Source organism: Chlamydia suis, from assembly GCF_900169085.1.
Lineage (GTDB): Bacteria > Chlamydiota > Chlamydiia > Chlamydiales > Chlamydiaceae > Chlamydia > Chlamydia suis.
Map to the genome: position 1 here is coordinate 276,831 of NZ_LT821323.1, position 23,042 is coordinate 299,872.

The window sequence follows — 23,042 nt, forward strand, 5'->3', positions numbered from 1 at the left end:
AAAAGCCTCTCTGGAAGAGGCTTTTCTAGATAACAATTAAACTTGAGCACCATAATCAAAATGATCTTGCTCTTCATTTTCATCATCACTACCTTCGGATGCGATACCAACCGGGCTTGAGGACGAATCTTCTGTATCGTTTCCTTCACACCATTCCTTATACAACTGAACCTGCTCCACCAAGTTCCTAGACTCTTCTAAAAGCGCTTGATTGGCAGATTTTAATGCTCGGATCCAATCTCCTCGCTCCTCACAAATGTGCTCATATTGAGAAATCATTGTCTTAAGCTCTTCAATCATCCGGTCTCTTTTAGGCAACTTTTTTGCTTCTTCTTGAAGGAACTCAACTTGTACTAAAAGCCTGTCACGAGTTTCTTCAAGGTTTGCAGCATATGCCTGCGTTTCTTCTAAGTCCAAACGCAAAGCTTTTCTGGTTGCAAGACTATTATAGTATTTCTCTTCCAAAACACCCAGACGAGCAACTAGTTCTTGTTTAGTTTCTTCAAGAAGAGTTCGAGCATCTTCTCTGCTACCTTCTAGAATCTTGCATCTTTCCCTTAAAGCAGAGATCTTTCCCTCTAAAAGCCTCTGCTTAGCCTGGCTTTCTAATGTTGCATCTTGGCATTTTACAGTCAGGTCTTCAATAGCGCCTGATAAGGACTGAACAACCTCCGCGCTTGTTTGCTGTGCAGCGATCTTATCTTCTATTAATTTTTCCACGTCAGATTGGGCCTCTGATAGTTTTTTCTGCAGATCGGCAAGCTCCTCTTCCTGCTGTAAAAGACGCTGTTTTTGAACTTCTATTCCTCTAGCTCTAAAACAAAAACTGCAAACATTCGCGATCCCAATACCTAAAATAACAGCCCCTAAAGCAACCAGAACAACTCCAGCACAAAACAAAGGCAGAGGAGAGCAAGCACACAACAAAGCCAACATAACCGCCCCTCCAGCAGCTATTAAAAGTCCCAAAATCAACGCAGCAACAACGCCAACTTTGTGACAACATGTGGACGCGCTATTATCTCTTTCCCCCACGATCGATGATGGCAGAGTCTCTCTAGACACATTGACTCCATTAGAAGCTCCTAACGCTATATTCACCATTTTTCCTCCTTTCCAGTAAAAAAGGAGGGCAGTTTACAAAAACATTTTTTTAAAAAAATCAAAAAGTTTTTTGGCTGAAAACGCCCTTCCAGGGCATCATGAAGAAAAAAGACTTGCAAAAAGCCTTGCAAGTCTTTTCTGAAAAACAAAAAGGAACCTTGTAAAAACGAAAGTTAGTCGAACGATATTAAATCTCCACACTCTGGCGAGGAATTTGTGTCTTTACCTGCTTCAGCCAAGCACAGACGCGCCTGCAGCAACTGAATTCGATAGCGCAAGTCTAATATAGCCATATTCTTAGAGAAAACGAGTTGTTTAAACTTCTCGGACCACGAAACATTATCACCAGCCCGCAAAGCCTCCTCTAAAGACAATTTTGCTTGCAATTTTTGCAATTGATGGCGCAAGCCTAATATGGCCATATTCTTTTTGTAAGCAGCGTTTTTGAGGTCTTTACTCAGTTTGACATTAGCTTGTCCGAGATCTTCTGTAAGAACACTTTCCTCCTCTAGTGCTTGTTCCAAAAGTCTGATATAAGCATTCGCGTCTGCAATCTCAGATCTCGCGGCTACAAGTAAATGTAGAGGTACAGTATCCCCAGTTGTTTGTGCTTCCCTAGAATCTATTGTCTGATGCGCAACTTCTAGAGATACTTGAAAGCGTCTTAAAAGATCTTGCAAGTCAGTGATCTCTGATCTTGCTGCAGATAATCGCTCGCGCGAACTTTTTTCTTCAGTCTGTAATTCTTGCTCTAATTGGGCAACACGAGCTTGTAGACAGCGCATCTCTTCGCTACTCTCGGTTTCTACCGATTTATCCGAAACAGATTTGAGGGATTCTCCAGTCACTTTGACCCAAGGAGATCTCTGAGAACACAGATTTGCGACCCCAACCCCCAAAAGAAGCACGCCCATAGATAGCATAATGATAGGGATAACTGGTGGAAGCCAACAAGAAACTGCCCCAACAGCAAGCAAAACGGATCCAGCAATGGCGAGAAGAGAGCCTAAGACAACTAAGGCAATTGCAACAACTCTCCCACAAATCAACTCTGAAGATGTCGGCTCTAGTAAATTTTCTTTCCTGCAGGAAACTGATACGGGTGCACAACCGTCACCAAAACCACCATTAATGTTATCAATCATTTAGTCCCCCAAAAAAAATAAAGGGGGCGATTCTAACATGGCGAAGCTTTTTACATAAAACCTCTAAAACCTTTTAATAGAAAGTTTGGCTTATTTGAAAAGTTTCAAGAAGCACTTTGCAAAATAGCCTCCATTTCTTCCAGTGCTTGCCGAACAGCTAAAGCACTCTCTTCTTTAGCTATTTCCGCCATTTTTTGCCCCCCCTCCTCAATAAAAAATTCTTTCGAGGAAAGTTGTTTGGGTTGCTTCACAACTGTAAGAAACTTTCCAAGTACTGCACCCAACATAACAGCCCCTAGAACGATTAAAGAGAAAATCACATTCAATAAAGGCATAGCAGTCCACCCAGCCAAAACGAATAAAAGACTCCCAGCAACTATTAAAGAAATACCGAGAAGAGCTAAAGCGGCCATAGCAACTCGCTCTCTGCACGAGCAGCCTGTCTTTTCAGGCTTTTGCTCTGGGAAATGTTTTGAAACCAGACTAAGAGACTCACTATTTTCAGTTAATCGCATAGATATCTTCTCCCCCTCAGACAAAAAGGGGGGAGGATATCAGAAAAGAAGCTTTACTCTAAATAGAAAACCGCCGGAGATCGTTTTAACAAAAAACTTACTTCCTTCAAAAACCTCCTAGCCGCATCCATAAAATTTGGAGTAGAATGTGTCTAGCATGTTCAACCGTTCTTTTAGAAGGTCTATCTCTAGATTTTTTTGAGTCTCGAGAGCCACATAATGGCCAGAGATTTTATGCGTACTTTCCTTAGCTTCTGCCAACAACTGTTCACGTTTCTGCACGGCCAATAACAAATAAGAAAGTAGCCAAACACCCCCAACACACGAACAGATGACCATACCGGCGCCCATCACTCCTAACACTCCGGAAGAATAAATCACTCCTAAACAGATTAACACCCCACCTAAAGCAGCGAGTAAACACCCCATAATCACAGCAAAAAGTTGCCGCGCTTTAAAGCTGGTAACAAGCAAATTCTTCTGTCTCCCAACTTCTGTTGAAAACTTTGAGTTCTTAAAGTTATCTACAACGCTCGCACAATGAAAAATCTTCATAGCCGCCCTATTTAGGAGATGGTCGAGTTGCTCGTTTGAGCTGATGGGTTCTCTTTTTGCCGGAGAGAGTCTAATTCTGTTTGCAGGGACTCAAGTTTCTGTTCCTTTTGAGTCAGCAAGCCCTCTACCTCTTTCAAATCTGCTTCCGCTTCATTTAGAAGTTCTTGATAAGAGCGAACCATATTCAATACCGAACCTTCTTGAGAAGGTGATAAAGGAGGCGCTACAGAAGGGCTTATTGATCCTAAGGAAGGACTAAAGAAATAAACCAAACTTCCACCTAAAGCAGCGGAACCAATCGTCATGGCCAGTAACCCAAGGATAGCAGCAAAGAAAGAAACAAAGCTTCCCGAGCAAAGCAATAAAATAGCACTGCCTAAAACAGCAAGAATTCCCAATACTAAAGAGGTTATCGCAAGGGATTTTACTTGGCTGTCAGAAACCTCCCTAGCATCAAACCGTTCAGTACAAGCTGGCTTGCAGGGGTTACAACAGGGAGAAATACTAAACATAGTTCCTCTATTTATAAAAAAAGGCACCCATGCTACAGGAAAGCGAATTAAATAAAAAAATTTTTTACACCATTTCTAACAGCAGCACATTGAAAAGATCTCCTCCATTATAAAGCGATCCTCCCGAATACCTACTATTCTACCATGCCTAGCCCTAATACTACTGAGCTAATCATTAACAGATCCCAACCCCAGCCCCACAAACAACAGAGAAGCCTCTCCATAGAACAAACACAACAAAGCGCAACTACCCCAAACAAAGAAAACCCCTAATGAAGCCATAAACACTAGACTTTTTCTATGAACTATTAAAAAAAAGAAGAATCTAACTGTTGTATTTGAGCTAAATTACAAGAAGAACATCAAGAAACGCCGGTCATCGTCGTCCTAATCTATAAAAAGGGCGAGGATGATAGAAAAGACGAATAAAAACTAAAAACTTTTTAATTCACCCTCTTTTCCTCTGCACGAGACAATAGATGCAATGCCTCAGAAAAGAAGATATTGTTTGCGTTTAAGAACTCGATTTTTTGAAAAGCCCAGATCATCACGAAACGTAATGCCCTAAAATCTTTTTCTGACTCAGGTTTTCCAGGCTATTACAGATGCAACATTAGAATGTTTTACTGCAAAAACACGAACAAAAGATTAAGCAGAAGTTCGAGCAGAGGTGTTCTAATGATTTAAAGATGATTTAAGAGCAGCTTTTTCCTGTTCAACATCTTTTAACCTTCTGGTATAACTAGACAAAACTAATCGCACATCCTCTAACAACTCTTTTTCATTTTTCTCTAGTTGGGCAAGGCAATCCGCCTCTAGTTCTACAGCCTTACTCTCCAACGCTTGGACTTCTTTGACCAGCTCTTGCAAGAAGTGTTTATTAATCAAAACAACGGAAGTTAAAGCATCTTTCTCTTCCGAAAGACTACGCAACTGCTGACGAGTAGAAAGATTTTGAGCTTCCAATTTTGCGTAATGGGATCTACACACAATACGAGATAATCCCGCTCCCAAACAAATTGATCCTAAAACTAATGCTGCAATACCTAAGGCAAAAAAGATCGTACAACTGGATCCCAAAACAAAAGCGAGCACTCCGGAAACCGCAATCAAAGCTCCTATAATGAGTAGAGCAACGTCTAAAATTTTTGCCTTCGTAGACTGGCCTTTGCCAACCGAGTTCAAAGATGTTGAAGAGGATGTTGTCACAGGAGCTGACTGCCCATTAACATTAATAGTGTTCATTGTTTTCCTTTTTCAAATTTAAAGCGGGAACACTTTATCAAAACACTCCTTATTCGCAAAAAACTGATTTTGTGGCACTTGCGGCATCGAGATCATTGAAAAGCCCTTTTTTAGAGGCCAAAAAAAAGCCCTCCAAAAAAGGAGGGCTTTTCAAAGGATCAAATACCTTGCAACCTTTATTTTTTCTTTTTGGACTCCAAAGAGCACAACTGTTGTTGAAGTTGTTCACACTGATTTTTTGCTTTACACAACTCCAGCGTTAGCCGGCTGCAAGCATCCTGGCTCTGCTGCAATCGTGTCTTGAAACAACTCGTGACTTGTTCCTTTTCTTTGCGCGCATCTTCTTCAAGAGTTCGTATAGCTTGCGCGTGTTTCTCGCATAGCTCGAGTATTTGTTTCTCTAATTCTTGGCAGTGCTCACCTGCTGCTCGACGAGCCAGACGGTTTATGTTATAGACCTCTTCTAAAGCTTCGTGTTCCTCCCTGAGATTCTGAACTTGACGCTCGATAGTCGCAAGCTGACGCTCTAACTCTGCGCGGCGGCTTCTCGCTTTAGCTAAGCCCAATCCCAAAAGAACAGAACCGACAATTACTAAGCCCAATCCTGCTGCCAAAGAAGCTGCGCATCCAATCCCTACCGCAGCAACCACAATTCCTGCCGCAGCCACTAAAAGTCCAATCACAGTCAACACTATACCAGTAATTCTGGCACTTACTTTTGCGGAGCACATTTCCCGCACTTTATCTGTACAATTGGACAAGCTTTCGGCCATACTTAGAAAGCGCGCGCCATGCGCTCCCCCATTACCGATAGGACAACTCATTTGTCCCTTCCCCCTCTTTCAAATTTTAATATCTCAAGTAAAGTTCGGGGGGCTATTGTATCATAACCTCCTTTTTAATAACTAGATGCGGTCATTTTATTAAAATTAATTTTTCTTAACATTCCCTTACTTCATAAAAGCTCTTTTCTTGAAAAAAAAGCTTCTCTTTCTTAGATTTAATCCCTAAAACATTGCTTATTTCAGAAAAACTGAGGTTGTATGCGCTCACCTACGAAATTTTTGTTTTTTTCTGAAAGAAGCAACGTTTTGCTGAGCTTAAGCATATTGCTCGGACTTCTTCTTGGGTACCCCCATCTTCCTTTTATTTCCTTCGGCGCAGAGATCATTTCCGCTGTTTTTTTGAAACTTCTGAAACTTTTGAGCCTACCACTCGTATTTTGTGCTATTGGCTCTACGATCACGTCCATCAATAATCTCAGGTCTATGATTGCTGTTGTCAGAGCTTCTTTGTACTATACCCTGCTGACAACCGTCATCTCTGCTTGTATAGCACTGGCTTTGTTTGTTCTTGTCAAGCCCTCAGTGCGATTTGCCGAGATTGGCATAAGCGCAGAAGCTAATGCAACTGGATACTTGGCGGTCCTCTCAAAAACAATACCAGGAAATGTTTTAGAGCCTTTCCTAGAAAGCAATGTCATTGCGGCAGCGTTTTTATCTTCCTTACTAGCTATCTTCTCCCTTTCTCTCCCAGAAACTGAGCGCTCGTTCGTTCGAAGTGCCTTCAACACCCTTTTTTCCTTGCTTATTAACATAGCTAAGGGCGTCTTAAAAATGCTCCCTTTAGCAACCTTTGCCTTTTCGCTTCTTTTCGTGAGAGAGATGCGTACAGGAAGTTTAGAGCTCTCTTCTTTCGGAGGCTATCTATTTTGTGTTGTTGGAGCTAATTGCCTTCAAGGACTAGTTGTCCTTCCCCTTTTTCTCAAAGCAAAGGGCCTCTCTCCTGTACAAACGTTTAAGCGTATGTCTCGCCCCCTGGTTACAGCGTTTTTTTCCAAATCTTCTGCAGCAACGTTACCCCTAACAATGGAAGTCGCAGAAGAAAATTTGCATATCCACCCTACAATTTCTAGATTTGTGTTTCCTTTATGCTCCGTAATTAATATGAACGCTTGCGCTGCATTTATTCTGACAACAGTACTTTTTATCGGAGTCTCTAATGGAATCACATTCTCTCCTTTGTCGCTGATTAGTTGGGTCTTTATAGCGACTCTAGCTGCTGTTGGGAACGCAGGGGTTCCTATGGGATGCTATTTTCTAACATCGTCTTTACTCTCTTCTATGAATATACCTTTAGGTCTTTTAGGCCTCATTCTTCCTGCGTATGCTTTACTGGACATGTTAGAAACCCTGATCAATGTTTGGTCTGACTGCTGTGTTGTCTCCCTGATAAATAAAAAATTTTCTGGCTTCGACACAGAGCTCCCGTCCTGCCCGCGCCCAAACAAATAAAACTCTGAAATAAAAAGCTTCTGTAGACCCCAAACCCTCGAGCTTATTAAATTGGAGACGAGAATGTTTTGGAGGGGCCTCTATCAAAGGTCTTTCTGTCCTAGCATCAAGTCTTTTTCTACGGGAGCGACTCGACTTACGTGATCAGACGAGTCGGGCTTTTTTACGATTACCCCAAAAAAAAGAGAACAATTTATGAATAAAAAAAACACCGTATTCTCATCGAGACTAGGGTTTATTTTGTCTATGATGGGAGTTGCTATCGGAGCCGGGAACATTTGGCGATTCCCCAGAATGGTAGCCCAAAATGGGGGCGGAGGCTTCATTCTTTTATGGTTATTATTTCTTTTAATCTGGTCTATCCCGCTAATTATTGTTGAGCTTTCTATAGGAAAGCTTACTAGGAAAGCTCCTATAGGAGCTCTGATTCGAACTGCAGGCCCAAAAGCTGCCTGGCTAGGAGGATTTGTAGTCCTCGTAGCAACCTGCATACTCGGCTACTATTCTAATATTGTGGGGTGGGGATTTAGTTACTTTTTTTATGCTTTATCTGGAAAAATCCTTCCCGGCAACAACTTTCCCGAACTTTGGGCGAATCATTGCCAAAGCTGGATGCCTCTGAGTTGCCATTGTTTAGCCCTATTCTTGGCTTATTGCGTCATTCGAAAAGGAGTTGTTAACGGAATAGAGACTTGTAACAAGATCTTGATTCCCCTCTTTTTCCTTTGTTCTCTTGCTCTGTTAGCAAGAGCAGTTTCCCTACCTAACGCCTGGGAAGGCATTCGTCTTCTCTTTGTTTTCAACAAAGAGTCTTTATCCGACTATAAAGTGTGGATAGAAGCTTTGACCCAAAACGCTTGGGACACTGGAGCTGGTTGGGGGCTTCTGCTCGTATATGCAGGATTCGCTTCAAAACAAACAAGCTTGGTCACCAACGGAGCCATTACCGCCATTACCAATAACCTTATTTCCTTTCTTATGGCCGTAATTGTTTTTTCCGCTTGCGCATCTTTAGATTCAATAGAACTGTTGGGGTTGAGAGAGGGAGTCGGAGCATCCAATATAGGCATGGCATTCATTTATCTCCCAGAGCTATTCACTCGACTACCTCATGCCAGCCTTCTTTCCTCTTTTTTCAGTGCTATCTTTTTCCTAGCATTTTCTATGGCAGCCTTATCTTCAATGATCTCCATGCTGTTTCTGTTATCACAAACACTAACAGAATTCGGCATCAAAAAACACCTTGCAGAATCTTTTGCAACCGTTACAGCTTTCCTGATTGGGGTCCCTTCCGCTTTGAATCTGCAATTCTTTGACAACCAAGACACTGTTTGGGGAATCGCGCTCATTCTCAATGGCATGATTTTTATTTATGCGGCCGTGAGCTACGGTATCCCATCATTGAGAAAAGAAGTGATCAATACCGTGCCCGGTGATTACAAATTGAAAGCTTACTTCGACATTCTAGTGAAATTTTTACTACCTTTAGAAGGAATTTTTTTACTCGCCTGGTATTTCTATGAAGGCGCCTTACTTCCTCAAGAATACTGGTGGAACCCCTTTCGCTCTTATAATATTTCGAGCTTGCTGATGCAGTGGGGATTAGGAGGAGGAGTTCTATTTCTTCTTAATCGCAAATTATACACAAGATTTTACTTGAATAACTAACTCTTAAGCGAGTTGATCGTAAGTCTTTTGCATGGTATACTCACCAGCCAACCGGGGCTTTCTGAGTCATTGAAAGCCCCTTATTGAGATTCTTACAGAGGGAAACATGCTTCATCCGGTATGCAATCCAACAACACCAGAAAGTGTTAGTCAAATTTCTGTTAAAACCAACAATATTCCAACTAGCAAGAAAATAGTTATCGCGGTTCTGACATTCTTTGCGCTTACAGCAATCGCTGCGATCGTTCTTTCTATCGTTACGATTTGCGGGGGATTCCCCTTTCTCCTAGCCGCACTTAACACAGTAACTATTGGAGCCAGCGTATCCCTTCCCGTGTTCACCTGTATAGCCACAACGCTGCTACTTCTTTGCCTTCGCAACATCGAGCTTCTTACTAAACCTCAGACATTTATCATTTCCACCAAATTTTCTCCCCAGCAATAAGACTTAACAACTGAATTTTAGAAAAGTAAAAGATCTTGCTATCTGGGAATAAAAAGGGTTGTAGTGCTATGACATACTCCGTATCCGATACATCAAGTAAATCCACGGCTCCTTGCCCGCCCTCTCCTGCCCCTCAAAAGAAAAAAGGCTCCTCTTCTCCGTTATTGCCATCCGCATCCTCCCCTCAATTTTCCGTTTGGAGTCCTACTGACCCTTTTTTCACTGTTCCTGTCTATCCTCAGCAACTAGCTTCTATGCAGAACAATCTTTTTACTCTGCAAACAGAGGTCTCTTCTCTTAAAAAAAAATTAGCCCAAACGACCCAAACACAAGGGGCTTTGGGATTGGGGCCCCTGTTTTTGGCAGCCTGTTTAGTTGCAGCAACAATTCTTGCCGTAGCCGTTATCATTTTTGCTTCTCTAGGGCTTAGCGGGGTTCTGCCCTTCATTCTTGTTATCTTGGCCGGATCAACTAATGCTATCTGGGCTATCGTTAGCGCCTCTATCACTACACTAATTTGCTGCGTTTCTATTGCCAGCATATTTTTAACAAAAAATGATTGAAAAACTTCAAGCGAAACCTTGTATAAAGCAATGTTTAGAATTAGAGTTAATTTTTAACGCACTTGAAATTAATAATTAAATCTATTAGCATGTTCCTTTTTCTATAAAGGAAGCTGATCATTGCGAGCTCTACGTTTTTTGCTCAGTTTGCGTCGTGGGGAAGAGAAGCGAGCCTTATTGTTTCTCTTGTTAGGGCTTATTTGGAGCGTTGCGTGCTACGGTTCTTTGGCTCTGGGAGAAAGCTTGTTTTTAGAGGAAATCGGAGCAGAAAAGCTACCTTTTGCTTATTTAGGCGCATCTTTTTTCCTCTGCTTTATTTCTTGTCTAATTCTTTATAATCTTTCCCGAAAAAGAGCTTCGCCAAAGGCCCTTTTTCTTTCGTTTATATCTTGTGTATTGGTTTGTAATTTTTACCTTTTTTGGCATCTTGCCATACATAGGAGCGTTTCTGGCTCTCCAATTTTTATTTACAGAATCCTAATTTGGGGCCTAACTATTCTGTGCTATGCTAATTTTTGGGGTTTTGTAGATCAATTTTTTAATATCCAAGATGCTAAACGCCATTTCTGCATTTTCAATGCAATTACGTTTTTCGGGGACTTTTTAGGCGCTCGTATTGTCAACCAGATTCAGTATCTGGGAGCAGAGCTTATTTTAGCCGCCTTTATTGCCGTCATAACTCTTACCTTTCCTTTGGTACACTACATTTCTTCCTCGCTAAAAGAACTCTCTGAAGACCACGACCTATTCCTTGATACTGGGTATCCTCCATCTACGAAACAAACCCTGAAACTATGCTTAAAAGATAAATATACCTTTTATCTGGTTAGTTTTTACTTTCTCATGCAATTGCTTGTTGTATTCACCGAATACAATTACTTAAAAATTTTTGATACTCAATTTGGGAATGCGAATAATTTTGAGTTAACAGAGAATTTTACCAAATATTCTTCCTGGATTTCTTTGGGGAATATGTTCTTTGCGCTATTCGCCTATAGCCGAGTAATTACAAAGTTTGGAATCAATAATATTATTCTCTTTGCTCCGATTTGTTTCTTTAGCCTATTCTTCTGCTGGTCTATTAAAACTTCTGTCCTTATAGCAACTATGGGAATGATTGCTAGAGAGGGCCTAGCTTACGCTTTGGACGACAACAATTTACAACTGTTGATCTATGGAATTCCTAATAAAATCAGAAACCAAGTGCGTATTGCTATCGAATCTTTTGTTGAACCCGCAGGCATGTTTATCTGCGCTCTTCTCTGCCTGTTCATCCCTCATCAGTACGCTCTTTGTATTATCATCTCCGCAGTATGCATCCTTCTAGCAATGCTATTACGGACTAGCTATTCCAAAGCAATCCTGAGAAATCTTTCTTTAGAAGCCGTGCACCTTAAACGCTCTATATCCGAGAGATTCTCTGAGATGAGTGACACAGAAAAACGTCAAGCAGAACTCTTCCTATTAACCCATTTAAAAAGCCCTCAAGAACGCCATCAGATGTTTGCGTTCCAACACCTGTTAAATCTCAAAAATCGTGCGGTCCTGCCTAATTTACTTCTTCATATGAACAAACTAGGATTGTCAGGGAAGCTCAAAACGTTAAATATGTTGAAAAACAGTGTTTGGGCCAAAGATTTTCTTACTCTGGAGCTTTTAAAACGATGGAGCAGCCTTCCCCAACATCCTTCCATTGCCGCAGCTCTTCACTTCTATTTTGTGGAACATGACTTACTCAATGTTTCTGACGTTGCCGATGATCTTTACGATCAATCTGGGGACAGATTGTTCGCCGCTATTCTTAGCGTAAGAAAATACAAACCCTGTGGAGAATATCAGACTCTTGCTCAAAACCGCCTTTCTGAAATTCTACAATCTGAAGATCCCGAGTTAATAGTCAAAGGGCTTTCTGTCTTAGCTCTGGAACGCAGACCTTCGAATTTTCCTATTATCCTTCCATTTTTAACACATCCCAATGAGCAAGTTTTCCTACAGGCGTGTTTAGCTTTAGAAAGCTGCGCAGACAAGCAATATAACCAATACGGCCCAACTATCTTGCATACCCTGAAAAAAACTAAGGATATACAAGCCTCTATGGCCTTACTCAAGACCTTGGCCCCTCTCTTACAACCTTCTTTGATTCAGGAATTCATCACCACCGCAGTTCAACTCAAAAATGTTTTGCGCAAGCACGCAGAAACTATTTTAGCTTCTCTTCCTAAGGAATGTGTTCCTATTTTAGTCGATATTATCTCTGATTCCTCCTTACACAATAGCTGCCGTATTATGGCGGCAAAAGCACTAAGCCAGATCGATCATCGACAGCTAAAACGACTCGCTTTAAAAATTTTAAAAGCTAAAGCTAGCAAAGCTCTATTTTATGATTATCATAAAAATTTTATACAGAAGCGTTATCCTCGCTACGATCTCCATCTACTTATCGAAACCTTGGAGGCTAATTACCACGCTGAAGTAAATTTCATGCTAGCTTTTTTAGCTATCGTTGGTTCCACAGACTATGCAGACGTTTTAATCAGATCCTTAACAGGAAAGAATTTAAAGGCTCGAGCCCAAGCTCTAGAATCTTTGGAAAAAGATAGCGAAAGCCATCTTTTTACTCTCATCACGCCTTTTGTATACCGTGATGTACCAGTTTTTGAAGAAAAATATTATCTAAAAAGAGGTGTCGAACCTTTAGCCATTGAAGAACTTCTTAACTGGATCGAAAAAACTCCTTTCCATTTCAGCAAGCTTACAGCTTTGCAATTAAAAGAAGAGCTTTCTATTTGTGATGCAGAGTTTTCTGCTGCTTTACAAAACTTTGCGAAGAAACAAAAAACCTCTATACTATCCCGAGAATGTATAACGAGTCCGCAAATTTAATCCTTTAGGAGGGACTTCCTTGAACCTTATAGACAAAGCTTTTCTCCTGAAAAAAACGTTTCTATTCGCTTCTTTGGATATGGATGTGCTACTTTCGATAGCAGATAAGTCCGAAGACATGCTCTTTAAGGCAAGCTCCGAAATTTTTTCAGAAGGGCAACCAAGCTTTAGCTTATACGTCATAGCTGAAGGATGTGTAAGAATCTTTGCCAAAGAACCAGCTATTAATACACGTCTCAAACCTCTTGATTGCTTTGGAGAAGAAAGCTTTTTCAATAGCAAGCCTAGAGAATATTCTGCAGAAGCTATTACTCTTGTAAAAACGCTCGTATTGAACAAAGGACAGTTCTTAAGCATCGTTGAAGAATGCCCTTCCGTCGCGCTAGCGTTGTTAGAGCTTTACTCAAAACAAATAATTTTTCGGAATTAAAAAAAAACCACAGCTCCTCTTATCGAAGCTGTGGACGCAAGACTCTTCTTTGCAAAGAGTTTAGTTTTGACGCTCTTGGATGTACTTGATTACATCGCCAACCGTACGAAGTTGTTCGGCCTCATTTTCAGAAATTTCAAAAGCAAATTTCTCTTCTAAAGTCATAATCAACTCGGTCAAGTCCAAACTGTCAGCATTAAGATCCTCTATGAAAGAGGAAGTTTCTTTGACGTCCTCAGGGCTTACTCCAAGCTGCTCAACTACAATTGCCTTTACATCATCTTCTAAACTCATCCTATGATCCTTACTTTCATTTCAAAATGAAGCGCCTTCCATCTCAAGTAGACGGCCGACTTGTGGCTGCTCAAAGCAACCACTGGTTTTCTCGCAGAGTTTACAGCAAAAAAATCTAGCTTTAAATAAAGCTTGATTAACTAACTCCCACAAGTCTACTCTTTCGCACATTCTATGCGTAAGGGTTCCTAATAAGCTGGGCAACCTTGCCTAGCTACCGGTTCTGACTGTATATACAGCCAACGAAACTCCCACTAAATAAAAAATTTAGAAGGACTTAGAGCGAGAAGCACAAACCGCTCGCGAAGATAAAGAAGAAGTTAACACGAAAAAACTTAATTTTTCAAGATAACCTTTCCCAACTCCTTAAGCCATCCCCCCATCAACGCTTAAAACCTGTCCTGTAATATAAGAAGATTGCTCAGAAGCTAAAAATAAAGCAGCCTTGGCGATTTCTTCTGGAGAGCCAGCGCGCCCTAAAGGGACGCCCTTTAGCCATTCATTTTTCAAATTATCACTTAATCCCTTAGTCATGTCTGTATCGATGAATCCAGGAGCAATACAATTAACCCGGATATTTTTGCTTCCAACTTCCTTAGACAAGGCTTTGCTAAATCCAATAATTCCTGCTTTAGCAGCGGCATAATTTGTCTGCCCCGGACTTCCTCTTAGCCCTACAATAGAACTAATATTAACAATAGCTCCAGACCTAGCTTTAATCATAGGCCTTATAACTGCAGAACAAACATTGTATATAGATCCCAAGTTCGTATCGAGCACCGCAGACCACTCTTCCTCGGACATTCTCATCAAAAGAGCATCTCGAGTAATACCCGCATTGTTAACAACAATATCGATAGTCCCATATTCTGTTAAAAACTGCTGAATCTGAGCAGAAACCATCTCATTTTTGCTCACATCCACTAAAGCAAAAGACACCTTTCTTCCTGCTTTCTCAGAAAGCTCTCGAGCAGCTGCTTGACCAGCATCCCCATTAATCCCCCAGATTTGAACATCGGCCCCTTGCTCCGCAAATAGTTTTGCTATGGCAAAACCAATCCCTCTAGAACCGCCTGTCACAATTGCTGTCTTGTTCATCAATAAACTACTCATCACAACTCCGACAAAAATTTTCTATATCTTCTACAGATCCTAAATGTTTGCAGGGAGAAACAAGCCCTATAGATCTACAAAGCCCTGTCAGAACATTCCCTGGTCCAAGTTCAAGCAACAAATCTACCTTGGGATCAATTTGAAAACAGGTTTGATACCACAGTGTTGGAGAAGTCATTTGTTTAACCATTAAAGAACGAATCTTTGTACTCTCCTGGACCAACTCTCCTATTACGTTGGAAGCAAAAGCAATATTCGACTCCTTGATTGCCAACTGATAAAGATAAGGAGTCAGTTCATCTTGAGCAGCTTGCATAAGCGGAGTATGAAAAGCTCCCGAAACTTTTAGCATAACTACTTTTTTAGCCCCCAACCCCCGCAAAATCGTAGCAGCCTCCTCTATCTTCCCCTTGATTCCAGCAATCACGATTTGCTTAGGAGCATTGTAATTAGCTACCCAAATCCCTTCACCCAAAGATTCCAAAGCTGTTTGCACAACATCTGCGGTTAATCCCAAAACCGCAGCCATTGCTCCTAGCGATTGTTCGCAAGCAGCATTCATGAGTTCCGCTCGTTTTTGCACAACACGAAGACCATCTTCCAAACTCACCCGCTTGGACGCCGTTAAAGCGGTGTACTCTCCCAAACTTAAACCAGACACCAAAACTGGGTCAAAAGAACACCGCTTAGACAAAACCTCTAATACAGCTAAACTATGAAGATAGATAGCTAGCTGGCTGTTCACTGTCTTCAACAAGACGTCTTCTGGGCCTTCAAACATAATAGAAGATAAAGAAAAGCCAAGGAACTCATCTGCTTGAACAAATAAGCTCCTTACTTCCGGATATTGTTGACAAAGATCCTTGCCCATACCCACGAATTGGCTCCCCTGCCCCGGGAATAGCAATCCAATACGTTTCATAACTTGATCTCCTCTGCTACACCTGCTGTAAAATTACAGCTCCCCATGACAATCCTCCTCCAAAAGCGACTAACAATAATCGCTCTTCCACACCAATATCATGGGTACGTAATAGTTCATCTAAGGCAATGCCTACAGAAGAAGCTGCAGTATTTCCATACTTAGCAAGAGTCTTGAAAACTCGAGAATCTTTAACAGCAAAACGTTTTGCAATCGCATCAATGATACGTTCGTTCGCCTGATGAGGAACTAACCAATCTATATCTTTCTCCTGTAGCCCAGCTTCCGTAATACAAGTTTTTGCCGCAAACTCCATCCGTCGCACAGCGTGTTTAAACACCTCCTTACCCTCCATGGTAATGAAGTGTTGTTGTTTTTGTATGGTATCTTGAGATGCTGGACAACGACTTCCTCCTGCAGGCAACCGAAGAAGATCCCCTTGTTTTCCATCCGCCCCTAAATTTACTTTGGCTATTTCTAAAGATCCTGGTCTAGACGGGCCTACAATGCAAGCCGAGCCGCCATCTCCAAACAACACGCAAGTATTGCGATCCTCATAATTAACAAAGGAAGATAGCTTGTCAGCCGCTATCACGAGGACGCACCGATACATTCCGGATTCCACATAGGCTTTAGCTACAGACAACCCATAAAGAAAGCCTGTACATGCAGCCAGGCAATCAAAAGCGGGGACATCTTTAAGTCCCAAATAAGCTTGAGCCAATGCAGCACTGGATGGGAAAATATAATCGGGAGCCGCAGTAGAAAATACAATACAATCTATCTGATCTTTAGAAATTTGAGCAGCCTCTATAGCCTTTTCTGCAGCCTTGGCCCCCATAAAAGAAGAAAATTCTTCGGAAGAAGCTATTCTACGCTCCTTAATCCCCGTTCTAGTTGAAATCCACTCATCGGAAGTTTCAACCATTTTTTCTAGATCCGCGTTCGTCAAAATTTTTTTAGGCAAATACGAACCAGTTCCCCAGATCGACGCTCTCACATCTTTTTTCACATGCACCTGCAAACAAAAAGAAAAAATCGAGTATACTGCTAGGGGCGTTTATACTCTAACCTTTATTTTGCATCTATCCCCATAATCGATTATCTAGATGTACAGATCTCAATTGGCTTAAAGACATGTTGAAATATCCAGACTACATTGCAAAACTCATTTCATTTTTAAAAAAACTTCCTGGAATTGGATTTAAATCAGCTGAAAAGATTGCTTTTGAATTACTGGATTGGGACCCTGCTCAAGTTGAGGCCATGGGCTTGGCCATACAAGAATTTTCTACTTCGCACGCAACATGTCCGGACTGTTTTTGCCTAAAAGCTAATAAAACAACCCCTTGTGATTTTTGTAGCGAATCTAGAGACTCTTCATCTTTGTGCATCGTTGCAACACCAAAAGATGTATTTTCTTTTGAAAGATCCAAAATTTTTAAAGGTCACTACTTTGTTTTAGGAAACCTTCTTTCTCCCATTACCGGGAAACATTTGTCTCTAGAAAAGCTCGCTATTCTCAAACAACGTATAGAAGACTTCTCTCCCCAAGAAATTATCATAGCCCTTGACGCAACCTTAGAAGGAGATGCTACTGCCTTGTTTTTGAAACAAGAATTCTCCCACCTTCCCATAAAAATTTCGAGATTGGCCCTTGGAATGCCAGTTGGGTTATCCTTTGATTTTGTAGACACCAACACCCTAGCCAGAGCTTTTGCTGGAAGAAACGGTTTTTAGCCATCTCACAAACCGAAACGCTTTTCAAAAAACACCTTTTAAAGTATATTTGAGGCGGTTTAGCTAGTTTTTTGCCAGCGACCAGCACCCCTCTGAGTTCTCCCCCGAACCTGCTAGAGGGGCTGCTTTTTCCCCCACCCTTTTTCTGGGCTTGATAGTTCAATCGTTTTCTTTTTTTGCTGTATTTGTAGGGCTAGTCAAATTATCCTCGATTCTCTATTGTAATTGGATAGGTCTTAGGGAGCTCTCCTCAACGTACATAGAGGCAATTGTGAGGATAGCTTCCGGTCGAAGAAGGATGTCTTTCTCTTTTTTGAAAAGAAAAAGACATCTGCTCAAGAGAGCAGGACAAAGCTTCATCCCTTGCGAAGACTTTTCTAGATAAAGGAAGTAAGAATGCTTGGAATACGAAAAAAAATAATTCTGCAACTCGCTGTTTTACTGTTGCTCCCCTTTTTACAAAAGGCTTTCGGAGCGTCTCCAGAACGATGTATCGTGGTACAATCTGTTACCATTACAACTCAAGGAGAAAACGTTCAGAACAAGCGCGCTATTCCCAAAATAAAAACGAAGCAGGGCATGCTATTCTCTCAGGCGGATTTTGATGAAGATTTAAGAACGCTTTCGAAAGATTTCGACCGTGTAGAGCCCATTGTAGAGTTTCGCAATGGACAAGCAGTTATCTCCTTAGTTCTAACAGCAAAACCTGTTGTCAGACAAATCCATGTTTCCGGGAATGAAGCCATTCCTACTCATAAAGTTTTAAAGACTCTAGAGCTTTATAAAAACGATTTATTTGATCGCGAGCAATTTTTTAAAAATTTTGATGCTCTACGAACGCTTTATTTAAGACGCGGATATTATGATTCTCAAATATCTTATTCTCACGATCATAATGAGAAGGAAGGCTATATTGATATTTCTATTCAAATCAAAGAGGGCCCCTACGGACGCATAAAGAAACTAACCATTTCAGGCATTACTCGAACAGAGGCATCCGAACTGGGAGATCTCGTATTAACTAAACAATACTCCACCACAACCAGCTGGTTTACCGGGGCAGGAGTATACCATCCAGACATGGTGGAACAGGATTTATTTGCTATAGCTAACTATTTTCAAAATAAAGGCTATGCCGACGCTAAGGTAACAAAAGAAGTTTCCGCTGATGCTAAAGGAAATCTTACGCTGCTTATCAATGTGGAAAAAGGACCATTGTATACTTTGGGTCACGTACACTTGGAAGGATTTTCTTCTTTATCCAGACGACTACTAGATAAACAATTATTGGTGGGTCCTAATTCCTTGTACTGTCCAGAAAAAATTTGGACTGGGGCACAAAAAATCCGTAGCACCTACGCTAGATATGGGTATGTGAATACAAATGTGGACGTATCCTTTTGCGCTCATCCAACCCTTCCCGTTTATGACGTTACCTATAAAGTAAGTGAGGGAGCTCCATATAAAGTTGGTCTCATCAAAATCAAAGGGAACACACACACCAAACATGATGTGATCTTGCACGAGACAAGTCTTTTCCCTGGCGATACTTTTGACAGATTAAAATTAGAGGATACAGAAACTCGTTTACGTAATACAGGCTATTTCAAAAGCGTAAGCGTTTATACCGTACGCTCTCAACTAGATCCGTTGGACTCAAATGATCTCTATAGAGATGTTTTTATTGAGGTGAAAGAAACGGAAACTGGTAATCTCGGACTATTTTTAGGATTTAGTTCCATAGACCATTTGTTCGGGGGGGCAGAGATTGCAGAAAGCAACTTTGATTTATTTGGCGCTCGACACTTTTTCAAAAAAGGATTTAAGTCCTTGCGAGGAGGTGGAGAATATCTTTTCTTAAAAGCCAATTTAGGAGACAAGACTACTGATTATACCGTCAAATGGACAAAACCTCACTTCTTGAACACTCCATGGATCCTCGGCGTAGAATTAGATAAATCTATTAATAAGGCTTTATCTAAGGATTATTCTGTTGACACTTACGGAGGAAACGTCAGTACGACATACATCCTCAATGATAAATTGAAGTATGGATTGTATTATCGTGGTAGTCAGACTAGTCTAAGCTTACGCAAAAAAACACAAGCTTCCACTAGACCAGGACCAGATCTAGACAGCAACAAAGGGTTTGTTTCTGCGGCGGGACTTAACGTTCTTTACGATTCCATTGATAACCCTAGAAAGCCTACTATGGGGGTTCGAGGTTCATTAAACTTCGAATTATCTGGATTGGGAGGAACCTACCAGTTCACAAAACTAACAGCTAGTAGTTCTATCTATCGTTTGCTCACCCAAAAAGGTGTTTTAAAAATTCGAGGAGAAGCTAAATTTATTAAGCCTTTTGGCTCCACAACTGCACAAGGAATCCCTGTTAGTGAACGCTTCTTTTTAGGAGGAGAATCTACTGTTCGCGGATACAAACCGTTTATTATTGGACCTAAATTTTCTCCAACAGAACCTCAAGGAGGCTTATCTTCTTTATTGCTAACAGAAGAGTTTCAATATCCTTTGATTTCTCAGCCATGCATCAATGCATTCGTTTTCCTTGATTCGGGCTTTATCGGAACTGAAGAGTACACGATTCGACTTAAAGATCTTTGTAGTAGCGCTGGATTTGGTTTGCGTTTCGATATGATGAATAATGTACCCATTATGCTGGGTTGGGGCTGGCCTTTCCGCCCAACAGAAATGTTTAATAATGAGAAAATTGATGTATCTCAAAGATTCTTTTTTGCTTTGGGAGGAGTATTCTAGAATCCGAAAGGAGAAGGAGCTCTCTCCCCCTTCTTCTTTCACCTATCTGCTTATGTTTTTATAGGAAAGAATTATGAAAAAGCTCTTATTGTTTATCTCACTGTCTTTGGTTTCTTCACCCGCATTTGCAGCAAGTTCTACTAGTACGATCGGGATTGTTAACCTACGTCGCTGTCTAGAAGAATCTGCTCTGGGCAAAAAAGAAGCTGCTGAATTTGAAAAAATGAAAAAACAATTCTCAAACAGCATGGGAAAGATGGAAGAAGAACTCTCTTCTATTTACTCGAAACTTCAAGACGACGACTACATGGAAGGTTTGTCCGAATCTGCAGCAACAGAGCTGAGAAAAAAATTCGAAGAGCTATCAGCCGAATACAATACCGCTCAGGGACAGTATTACCAAATACTAAATCAAAGCAATCTCAAACGCATGCAAAAAATCATGGACGAAGTGAAAAAAGCTTCTGAAATTGTTCGCGTTCAGGAAGGCCTTTCGGTGCTTCTTAACGAAGATGTTGTATTAGCCATTGATGCCTCTGCAGACAAAACGGACGATATCATTAAAATTCTTGATGATTCTTTTCAAAATAATTAACATACGAAGCTAGCCGAGGAGTGCCGTATGTCCCAACCCATTTACTCTCTTAAACAGTTAGCTGATTTTTTAAACGTCGAGCTTCACGGAAATGGAGCCACTCTTATTTCCGGAGTTGAAGAGATTGGGGAAGCAAAAGCGGCACACATTACTTTCTTAGACAATGAAAAATATGCTAAGCATTTGAAGTCTTCGGAAGCTGGCGCCATTATTCTTTCTCGAACACAATTCCAAAAATATCGAGAGCTGAACAAAAATTTCTTGGTAGTGTCAGAGTCCCCCTCTTTAGCTTTTCAGAAGTGCTTGGAATTGTTCATTACTCCAGTAGATTCGGGATTTCCGGGTATTCATCCCACGGCGGTTATCCACCCTACAGCGGTTATTGAAGAACATGTTTGTATCGAGCCTTATGCTGTAATTTGCCAACATGCGCATATTGGAGCAGCTTGTCATATTGGAACGGGAAGCGTTATCGGGGCTCATTCATCTGTTGGAGAGCATTCTTATATTTATCCTCGAGTTGTGATTAGGGAAAGAGTTTCTATCGGCAAGCGAGTCATCATTCAACCTGGAGCCATTATAGGTTCTTGTGGATTTGGCTATGTCACAAGTGCTTTTGGACAACATAAACATTTGAAACACTTGGGGAAAGTAATTATTGAAGATGATGTAGAGATCGGAGCTAATACAACTATTGACAGAGGAAGATTTAAACACAGCATCATACGTGAAGGCTCTAAAATTGATAACCTTGTACAAATTGCACACCAGGTAGAGGTTGGTCAACACAGCATGGTTGTAGCGCAAGCAGGAATTGCGGGATCAACAAAAATCGGCAATCATGTAATTATTGGCGGACAAGCCGGCATAACTGGACATATTTGTATTACAGATCACGTGATCATGATGGCACAAACAGGTGTTACAAAATCTATCACCTCCCCAGGAATCTACGGAGGGGCTCCTGCTCGTCCATACCAAGAGATTCATCGCCAAGTAGCCAAAGTACGCAATCTTCCTCGCCTTGAAGAACGCGTTGCAGCACTGGAGAAGTTGGTTCAGAAGCTAGAGGCTTTGTCCGAACAGCACTGATTTGGCTGGATCGTTTGAAGTTGGCTTTCTTTATTCACAACAAAGGGCTCATAAAGAGCTCCTTTTTTTTAACAACAAAACTTTAATCAGTTTCTTGCGGATAATTTCTGGGCAAACTCTTCCTGTATCGACTAAATGCAGTAAACGCTTCTCGCTAAACTGGAATTCAGCTAAAGAAGAAAAAGTAAAAACATCCCCACCTTTGTGCAAAGTTTCAATAGCAGCTTCATCATCATGAAAAATATGACTTCCTGAAAACCGCAAACACGATCTATCTATATTTGCGGATAGCGCTGCAATAGTCCCCATCAGGTCGTAGTTCACAGAAATTGGATTCAGCCCTTCTCTCTCCTGAACCAAAGAATGAAACACTTCTCCCTGAACAATCTGTGATTGCTGAAGTCCTCGACATAGCTCAGAATACTTTTTATCATCTAGATCTAAAATTTCTTTGTAGATCAAAGTAATAGAAACCTTTCTTTGTTTCAGAAACTCCCCAACGGCTTCTCCAAGTCGAAAGAAATCCTCCTTTTCTTGAAAAGGGGCCCGATGTGCATAAGAATAATATGCCTGTAGAGCATAAGAGACCGTTGTAGCAACCAACATGGGAACAGCTCTAACCCTATTCACTTGATACAAATATTTATCAAAAGACTCGAAGGGTCCCGCAGAAAATAAAATTCCGCCTAATTCCCTTTTCTCAAAAGCTTGGAAAAATTTTAAAAAATCCTCCCACCCTAGATTTAAAGGAGGCGTATAAAAAAATAACTGGGCTAACTGTTGTCTGAACGATTCCAAAGACGAGAACAAATCTCGGATATCTTGCAACTCTTCTTCGGAACAAGGAAACTTCCCAGCATTCTTTAGTGATTTAGTTTGCAGAGAAACATTTGGGGAGCTAGGGCAAAAACATTTGGACCTTTTTCGGATAGCTAAAAGTTTTTTTTCTAGCTTAGATTCTTTATCGTGCCTTCTTTCTTCTAAAGATTGTTTATTTTCTCCAACGACTTCAGAGGAGCCTCCCACATTAGGAATTGCCGGAGATAACATACCGAAGAAGGCATTAAAAGAATTCACTACGGCTCCTAACAAACAAAATTTTGAGCGAAAATTGTAATTGTTTTTCTGATAAAATACAACAGCCGAAAACCG

Annotated in this window: 21 protein-coding genes and 1 pseudogene; 10 read left to right on the forward strand and 12 right to left on the reverse strand. The window is 41.0% G+C overall.

Annotated features, from left to right (window positions below; genetic code table 11):
- Window positions 1–36: 36 nt before the first annotated feature.
- The 7 genes from B6E89_RS01225 to B6E89_RS01255 all read right to left on the reverse strand — a co-directional run bounded on the left by B6E89_RS01225 (window position 37) and on the right by B6E89_RS01255 (window position 5,900).
- Complete coding sequence (locus tag B6E89_RS01225; RefSeq protein ID WP_080132936.1) at window positions 37–1,104, reverse strand: coiled-coil domain-containing protein; 1,068 nt, start codon at window positions 1,102–1,104, stop codon at window positions 37–39.
- A gap of 173 nt (window positions 1,105–1,277) precedes the next feature.
- Window positions 1,278–2,249 (reverse strand): hypothetical protein, encoded by a 972-nt coding sequence (locus B6E89_RS01230; RefSeq protein WP_080132938.1) that lies wholly within the window; start codon window positions 2,247–2,249, stop codon window positions 1,278–1,280.
- Window positions 2,250–2,353: 104 nt separating this feature from the next.
- A complete protein-coding gene (locus tag B6E89_RS01235; protein WP_080123596.1) occupies window positions 2,354–2,764 on the reverse strand; it encodes a hypothetical protein in 411 nt (136 codons plus the stop codon).
- Window positions 2,765–2,881: 117 nt separating this feature from the next.
- Window positions 2,882–3,319, reverse strand: a complete 438-nt coding sequence (locus B6E89_RS01240) for a hypothetical protein (protein WP_231909332.1) — start codon at window positions 3,317–3,319, stop codon at window positions 2,882–2,884.
- Between the two features lie 11 nt (window positions 3,320–3,330).
- Window positions 3,331–3,831 carry a DUF4349 domain-containing protein gene (locus tag B6E89_RS01245; protein WP_080133255.1) on the reverse strand — a complete coding sequence of 167 codons (501 nt, stop codon included), beginning with the start codon at window positions 3,829–3,831 and terminating at the stop codon, window positions 3,331–3,333.
- Window positions 3,832–4,506: 675 nt separating this feature from the next.
- Window positions 4,507–5,076, reverse strand: coding sequence for a TC0500 family inclusion membrane protein (locus tag B6E89_RS01250; RefSeq protein ID WP_080132939.1), 570 nt, complete (start codon window positions 5,074–5,076; stop codon window positions 4,507–4,509).
- A 176-nt stretch (window positions 5,077–5,252) separates the two neighbouring features.
- A complete protein-coding gene (locus tag B6E89_RS01255) occupies window positions 5,253–5,900 on the reverse strand; it encodes a TC0500 family inclusion membrane protein (RefSeq protein WP_099156065.1) in 648 nt (215 codons plus the stop codon).
- A 219-nt stretch (window positions 5,901–6,119) separates the two neighbouring features.
- Between B6E89_RS01255 and B6E89_RS01260 the strand changes: the two genes are divergently transcribed.
- The 6 genes from B6E89_RS01260 (at window position 6,120) to B6E89_RS01285 (ending at window position 13,359) form a co-directional block, all read left to right on the forward strand.
- Complete coding sequence (locus B6E89_RS01260; protein ID WP_080128959.1) at window positions 6,120–7,370, forward strand: dicarboxylate/amino acid:cation symporter; 1,251 nt, start codon at window positions 6,120–6,122, stop codon at window positions 7,368–7,370.
- A 195-nt stretch (window positions 7,371–7,565) separates the two neighbouring features.
- Window positions 7,566–9,038, forward strand: coding sequence for a sodium-dependent transporter (locus B6E89_RS01265; protein ID WP_080132940.1), 1,473 nt, complete (start codon window positions 7,566–7,568; stop codon window positions 9,036–9,038).
- A gap of 106 nt (window positions 9,039–9,144) precedes the next feature.
- On the forward strand, window positions 9,145–9,483 hold the full coding sequence (gene incB / locus B6E89_RS01270; RefSeq protein WP_080132941.1) for an inclusion membrane protein IncB: 339 nt from the start codon (window positions 9,145–9,147) through the stop codon (window positions 9,481–9,483).
- Window positions 9,484–9,551: 68 nt separating this feature from the next.
- Window positions 9,552–10,046: a membrane protein gene (locus tag B6E89_RS01275; RefSeq protein ID WP_035405917.1), complete on the forward strand. Its 495-nt coding sequence runs from the start codon at window positions 9,552–9,554 to the stop codon at window positions 10,044–10,046.
- A gap of 120 nt (window positions 10,047–10,166) precedes the next feature.
- Entirely contained in the window at window positions 10,167–12,929 is a 2,763-nt protein-coding gene (locus B6E89_RS01280) for a hypothetical protein (protein WP_080132942.1), read from the forward strand.
- A 19-nt stretch (window positions 12,930–12,948) separates the two neighbouring features.
- Window positions 12,949–13,359: a cyclic nucleotide-binding domain-containing protein gene (locus B6E89_RS01285; RefSeq protein WP_035405924.1), complete on the forward strand. Its 411-nt coding sequence runs from the start codon at window positions 12,949–12,951 to the stop codon at window positions 13,357–13,359.
- Between the two features lie 60 nt (window positions 13,360–13,419).
- Here B6E89_RS01285 and acpP read toward each other — a convergent pair whose 3' ends face one another.
- From acpP to fabH, 4 genes are all read right to left on the reverse strand, one after another.
- On the reverse strand, window positions 13,420–13,653 hold the full coding sequence (gene acpP / locus B6E89_RS01290; protein WP_080121287.1) for an acyl carrier protein: 234 nt from the start codon (window positions 13,651–13,653) through the stop codon (window positions 13,420–13,422).
- Window positions 13,654–14,019: 366 nt separating this feature from the next.
- Complete coding sequence (gene fabG / locus B6E89_RS01295; protein ID WP_080132048.1) at window positions 14,020–14,766, reverse strand: 3-oxoacyl-ACP reductase FabG; 747 nt, start codon at window positions 14,764–14,766, stop codon at window positions 14,020–14,022.
- On the reverse strand, window positions 14,759–15,688 hold the full coding sequence (gene fabD, locus B6E89_RS01300; RefSeq protein WP_080122970.1) for an ACP S-malonyltransferase: 930 nt from the start codon (window positions 15,686–15,688) through the stop codon (window positions 14,759–14,761). The genes fabG and fabD overlap by 8 nt, the downstream gene beginning before the upstream one ends.
- Before the next feature lie 16 nt (window positions 15,689–15,704).
- Window positions 15,705–16,688 carry a ketoacyl-ACP synthase III gene (gene fabH / locus B6E89_RS01305; RefSeq protein ID WP_080121290.1) on the reverse strand — a complete coding sequence of 328 codons (984 nt, stop codon included), beginning with the start codon at window positions 16,686–16,688 and terminating at the stop codon, window positions 15,705–15,707.
- 137 nt (window positions 16,689–16,825) lie between these two features.
- Between fabH and recR the strand changes: the two genes are divergently transcribed.
- The 4 genes from recR (at window position 16,826) to lpxD (ending at window position 21,890) form a co-directional block, all read left to right on the forward strand.
- Window positions 16,826–17,428, forward strand: a complete 603-nt coding sequence (recR, locus tag B6E89_RS01310) for a recombination mediator RecR (protein WP_035405935.1) — start codon at window positions 16,826–16,828, stop codon at window positions 17,426–17,428.
- Between the two features lie 396 nt (window positions 17,429–17,824).
- The gene (gene bamA / locus B6E89_RS01320) at window positions 17,825–20,203 is read left to right on the forward strand and encodes an outer membrane protein assembly factor BamA (protein ID WP_080132943.1); all 2,379 of its coding nucleotides are present in this window, start codon (window positions 17,825–17,827) and stop codon (window positions 20,201–20,203) included.
- A gap of 73 nt (window positions 20,204–20,276) precedes the next feature.
- Window positions 20,277–20,798, forward strand: coding sequence for an OmpH/Skp family outer membrane protein (locus tag B6E89_RS01325; RefSeq protein WP_035405951.1), 522 nt, complete (start codon window positions 20,277–20,279; stop codon window positions 20,796–20,798).
- 27 nt (window positions 20,799–20,825) lie between these two features.
- Window positions 20,826–21,890, forward strand: a complete 1,065-nt coding sequence (gene lpxD, locus B6E89_RS01330; RefSeq protein WP_080122974.1) for a UDP-3-O-(3-hydroxymyristoyl)glucosamine N-acyltransferase — start codon at window positions 20,826–20,828, stop codon at window positions 21,888–21,890.
- Here the strand turns inward: lpxD and B6E89_RS01335 are convergent.
- Window positions 21,857–23,025, reverse strand: a pseudogene (locus B6E89_RS01335) (hypothetical protein). The gene lpxD and the pseudogene B6E89_RS01335 sit on opposite strands and share 34 nt — an antisense overlap.
- Between the last annotated feature and the right edge of the window lie 17 nt (window positions 23,026–23,042).

What these genes read in the sequence shown, in the direction of transcription:
- B6E89_RS01255 (WP_099156065.1), bottom strand. Translation starts at nt 5,900, where the DNA reads ATGAGTTGTCCTATCGGTAATGGGGGAGCGCATGGCGCGCGCTTTCTA.
- B6E89_RS01250 (WP_080132939.1), bottom strand. Translation starts at nt 5,076, where the DNA reads ATGAACACTATTAATGTTAATGGGCAGTCAGCTCCTGTGACAACATCC.
- B6E89_RS01245 (WP_080133255.1), bottom strand. Translation starts at nt 3,831, where the DNA reads ATGTTTAGTATTTCTCCCTGTTGTAACCCCTGCAAGCCAGCTTGTACT.
- incB (WP_080132941.1), top strand. Translation starts at nt 9,145, where the DNA reads ATGCTTCATCCGGTATGCAATCCAACAACACCAGAAAGTGTTAGTCAA.
- B6E89_RS01230 (WP_080132938.1), bottom strand. Translation starts at nt 2,249, where the DNA reads ATGATTGATAACATTAATGGTGGTTTTGGTGACGGTTGTGCACCCGTA.
- B6E89_RS01265 (WP_080132940.1), top strand. Translation starts at nt 7,566, where the DNA reads ATGAATAAAAAAAACACCGTATTCTCATCGAGACTAGGGTTTATTTTG.
- B6E89_RS01260 (WP_080128959.1), top strand. Translation starts at nt 6,120, where the DNA reads ATGCGCTCACCTACGAAATTTTTGTTTTTTTCTGAAAGAAGCAACGTT.
- B6E89_RS01240 (WP_231909332.1), bottom strand. Translation starts at nt 3,319, where the DNA reads ATGAAGATTTTTCATTGTGCGAGCGTTGTAGATAACTTTAAGAACTCA.
- acpP (WP_080121287.1), bottom strand. Translation starts at nt 13,653, where the DNA reads ATGAGTTTAGAAGATGATGTAAAGGCAATTGTAGTTGAGCAGCTTGGA.
- recR (WP_035405935.1), top strand. Translation starts at nt 16,826, where the DNA reads ATGTTGAAATATCCAGACTACATTGCAAAACTCATTTCATTTTTAAAA.
- B6E89_RS01225 (WP_080132936.1), bottom strand. Translation starts at nt 1,104, where the DNA reads ATGGTGAATATAGCGTTAGGAGCTTCTAATGGAGTCAATGTGTCTAGA.
- bamA (WP_080132943.1), top strand. Translation starts at nt 17,825, where the DNA reads ATGCTTGGAATACGAAAAAAAATAATTCTGCAACTCGCTGTTTTACTG.
- lpxD (WP_080122974.1), top strand. Translation starts at nt 20,826, where the DNA reads ATGTCCCAACCCATTTACTCTCTTAAACAGTTAGCTGATTTTTTAAAC.
- B6E89_RS01275 (WP_035405917.1), top strand. Translation starts at nt 9,552, where the DNA reads ATGACATACTCCGTATCCGATACATCAAGTAAATCCACGGCTCCTTGC.
- B6E89_RS01325 (WP_035405951.1), top strand. Translation starts at nt 20,277, where the DNA reads ATGAAAAAGCTCTTATTGTTTATCTCACTGTCTTTGGTTTCTTCACCC.
- B6E89_RS01235 (WP_080123596.1), bottom strand. Translation starts at nt 2,764, where the DNA reads ATGCGATTAACTGAAAATAGTGAGTCTCTTAGTCTGGTTTCAAAACAT.
- fabG (WP_080132048.1), bottom strand. Translation starts at nt 14,766, where the DNA reads ATGAGTAGTTTATTGATGAACAAGACAGCAATTGTGACAGGCGGTTCT.
- fabD (WP_080122970.1), bottom strand. Translation starts at nt 15,688, where the DNA reads ATGAAACGTATTGGATTGCTATTCCCGGGGCAGGGGAGCCAATTCGTG.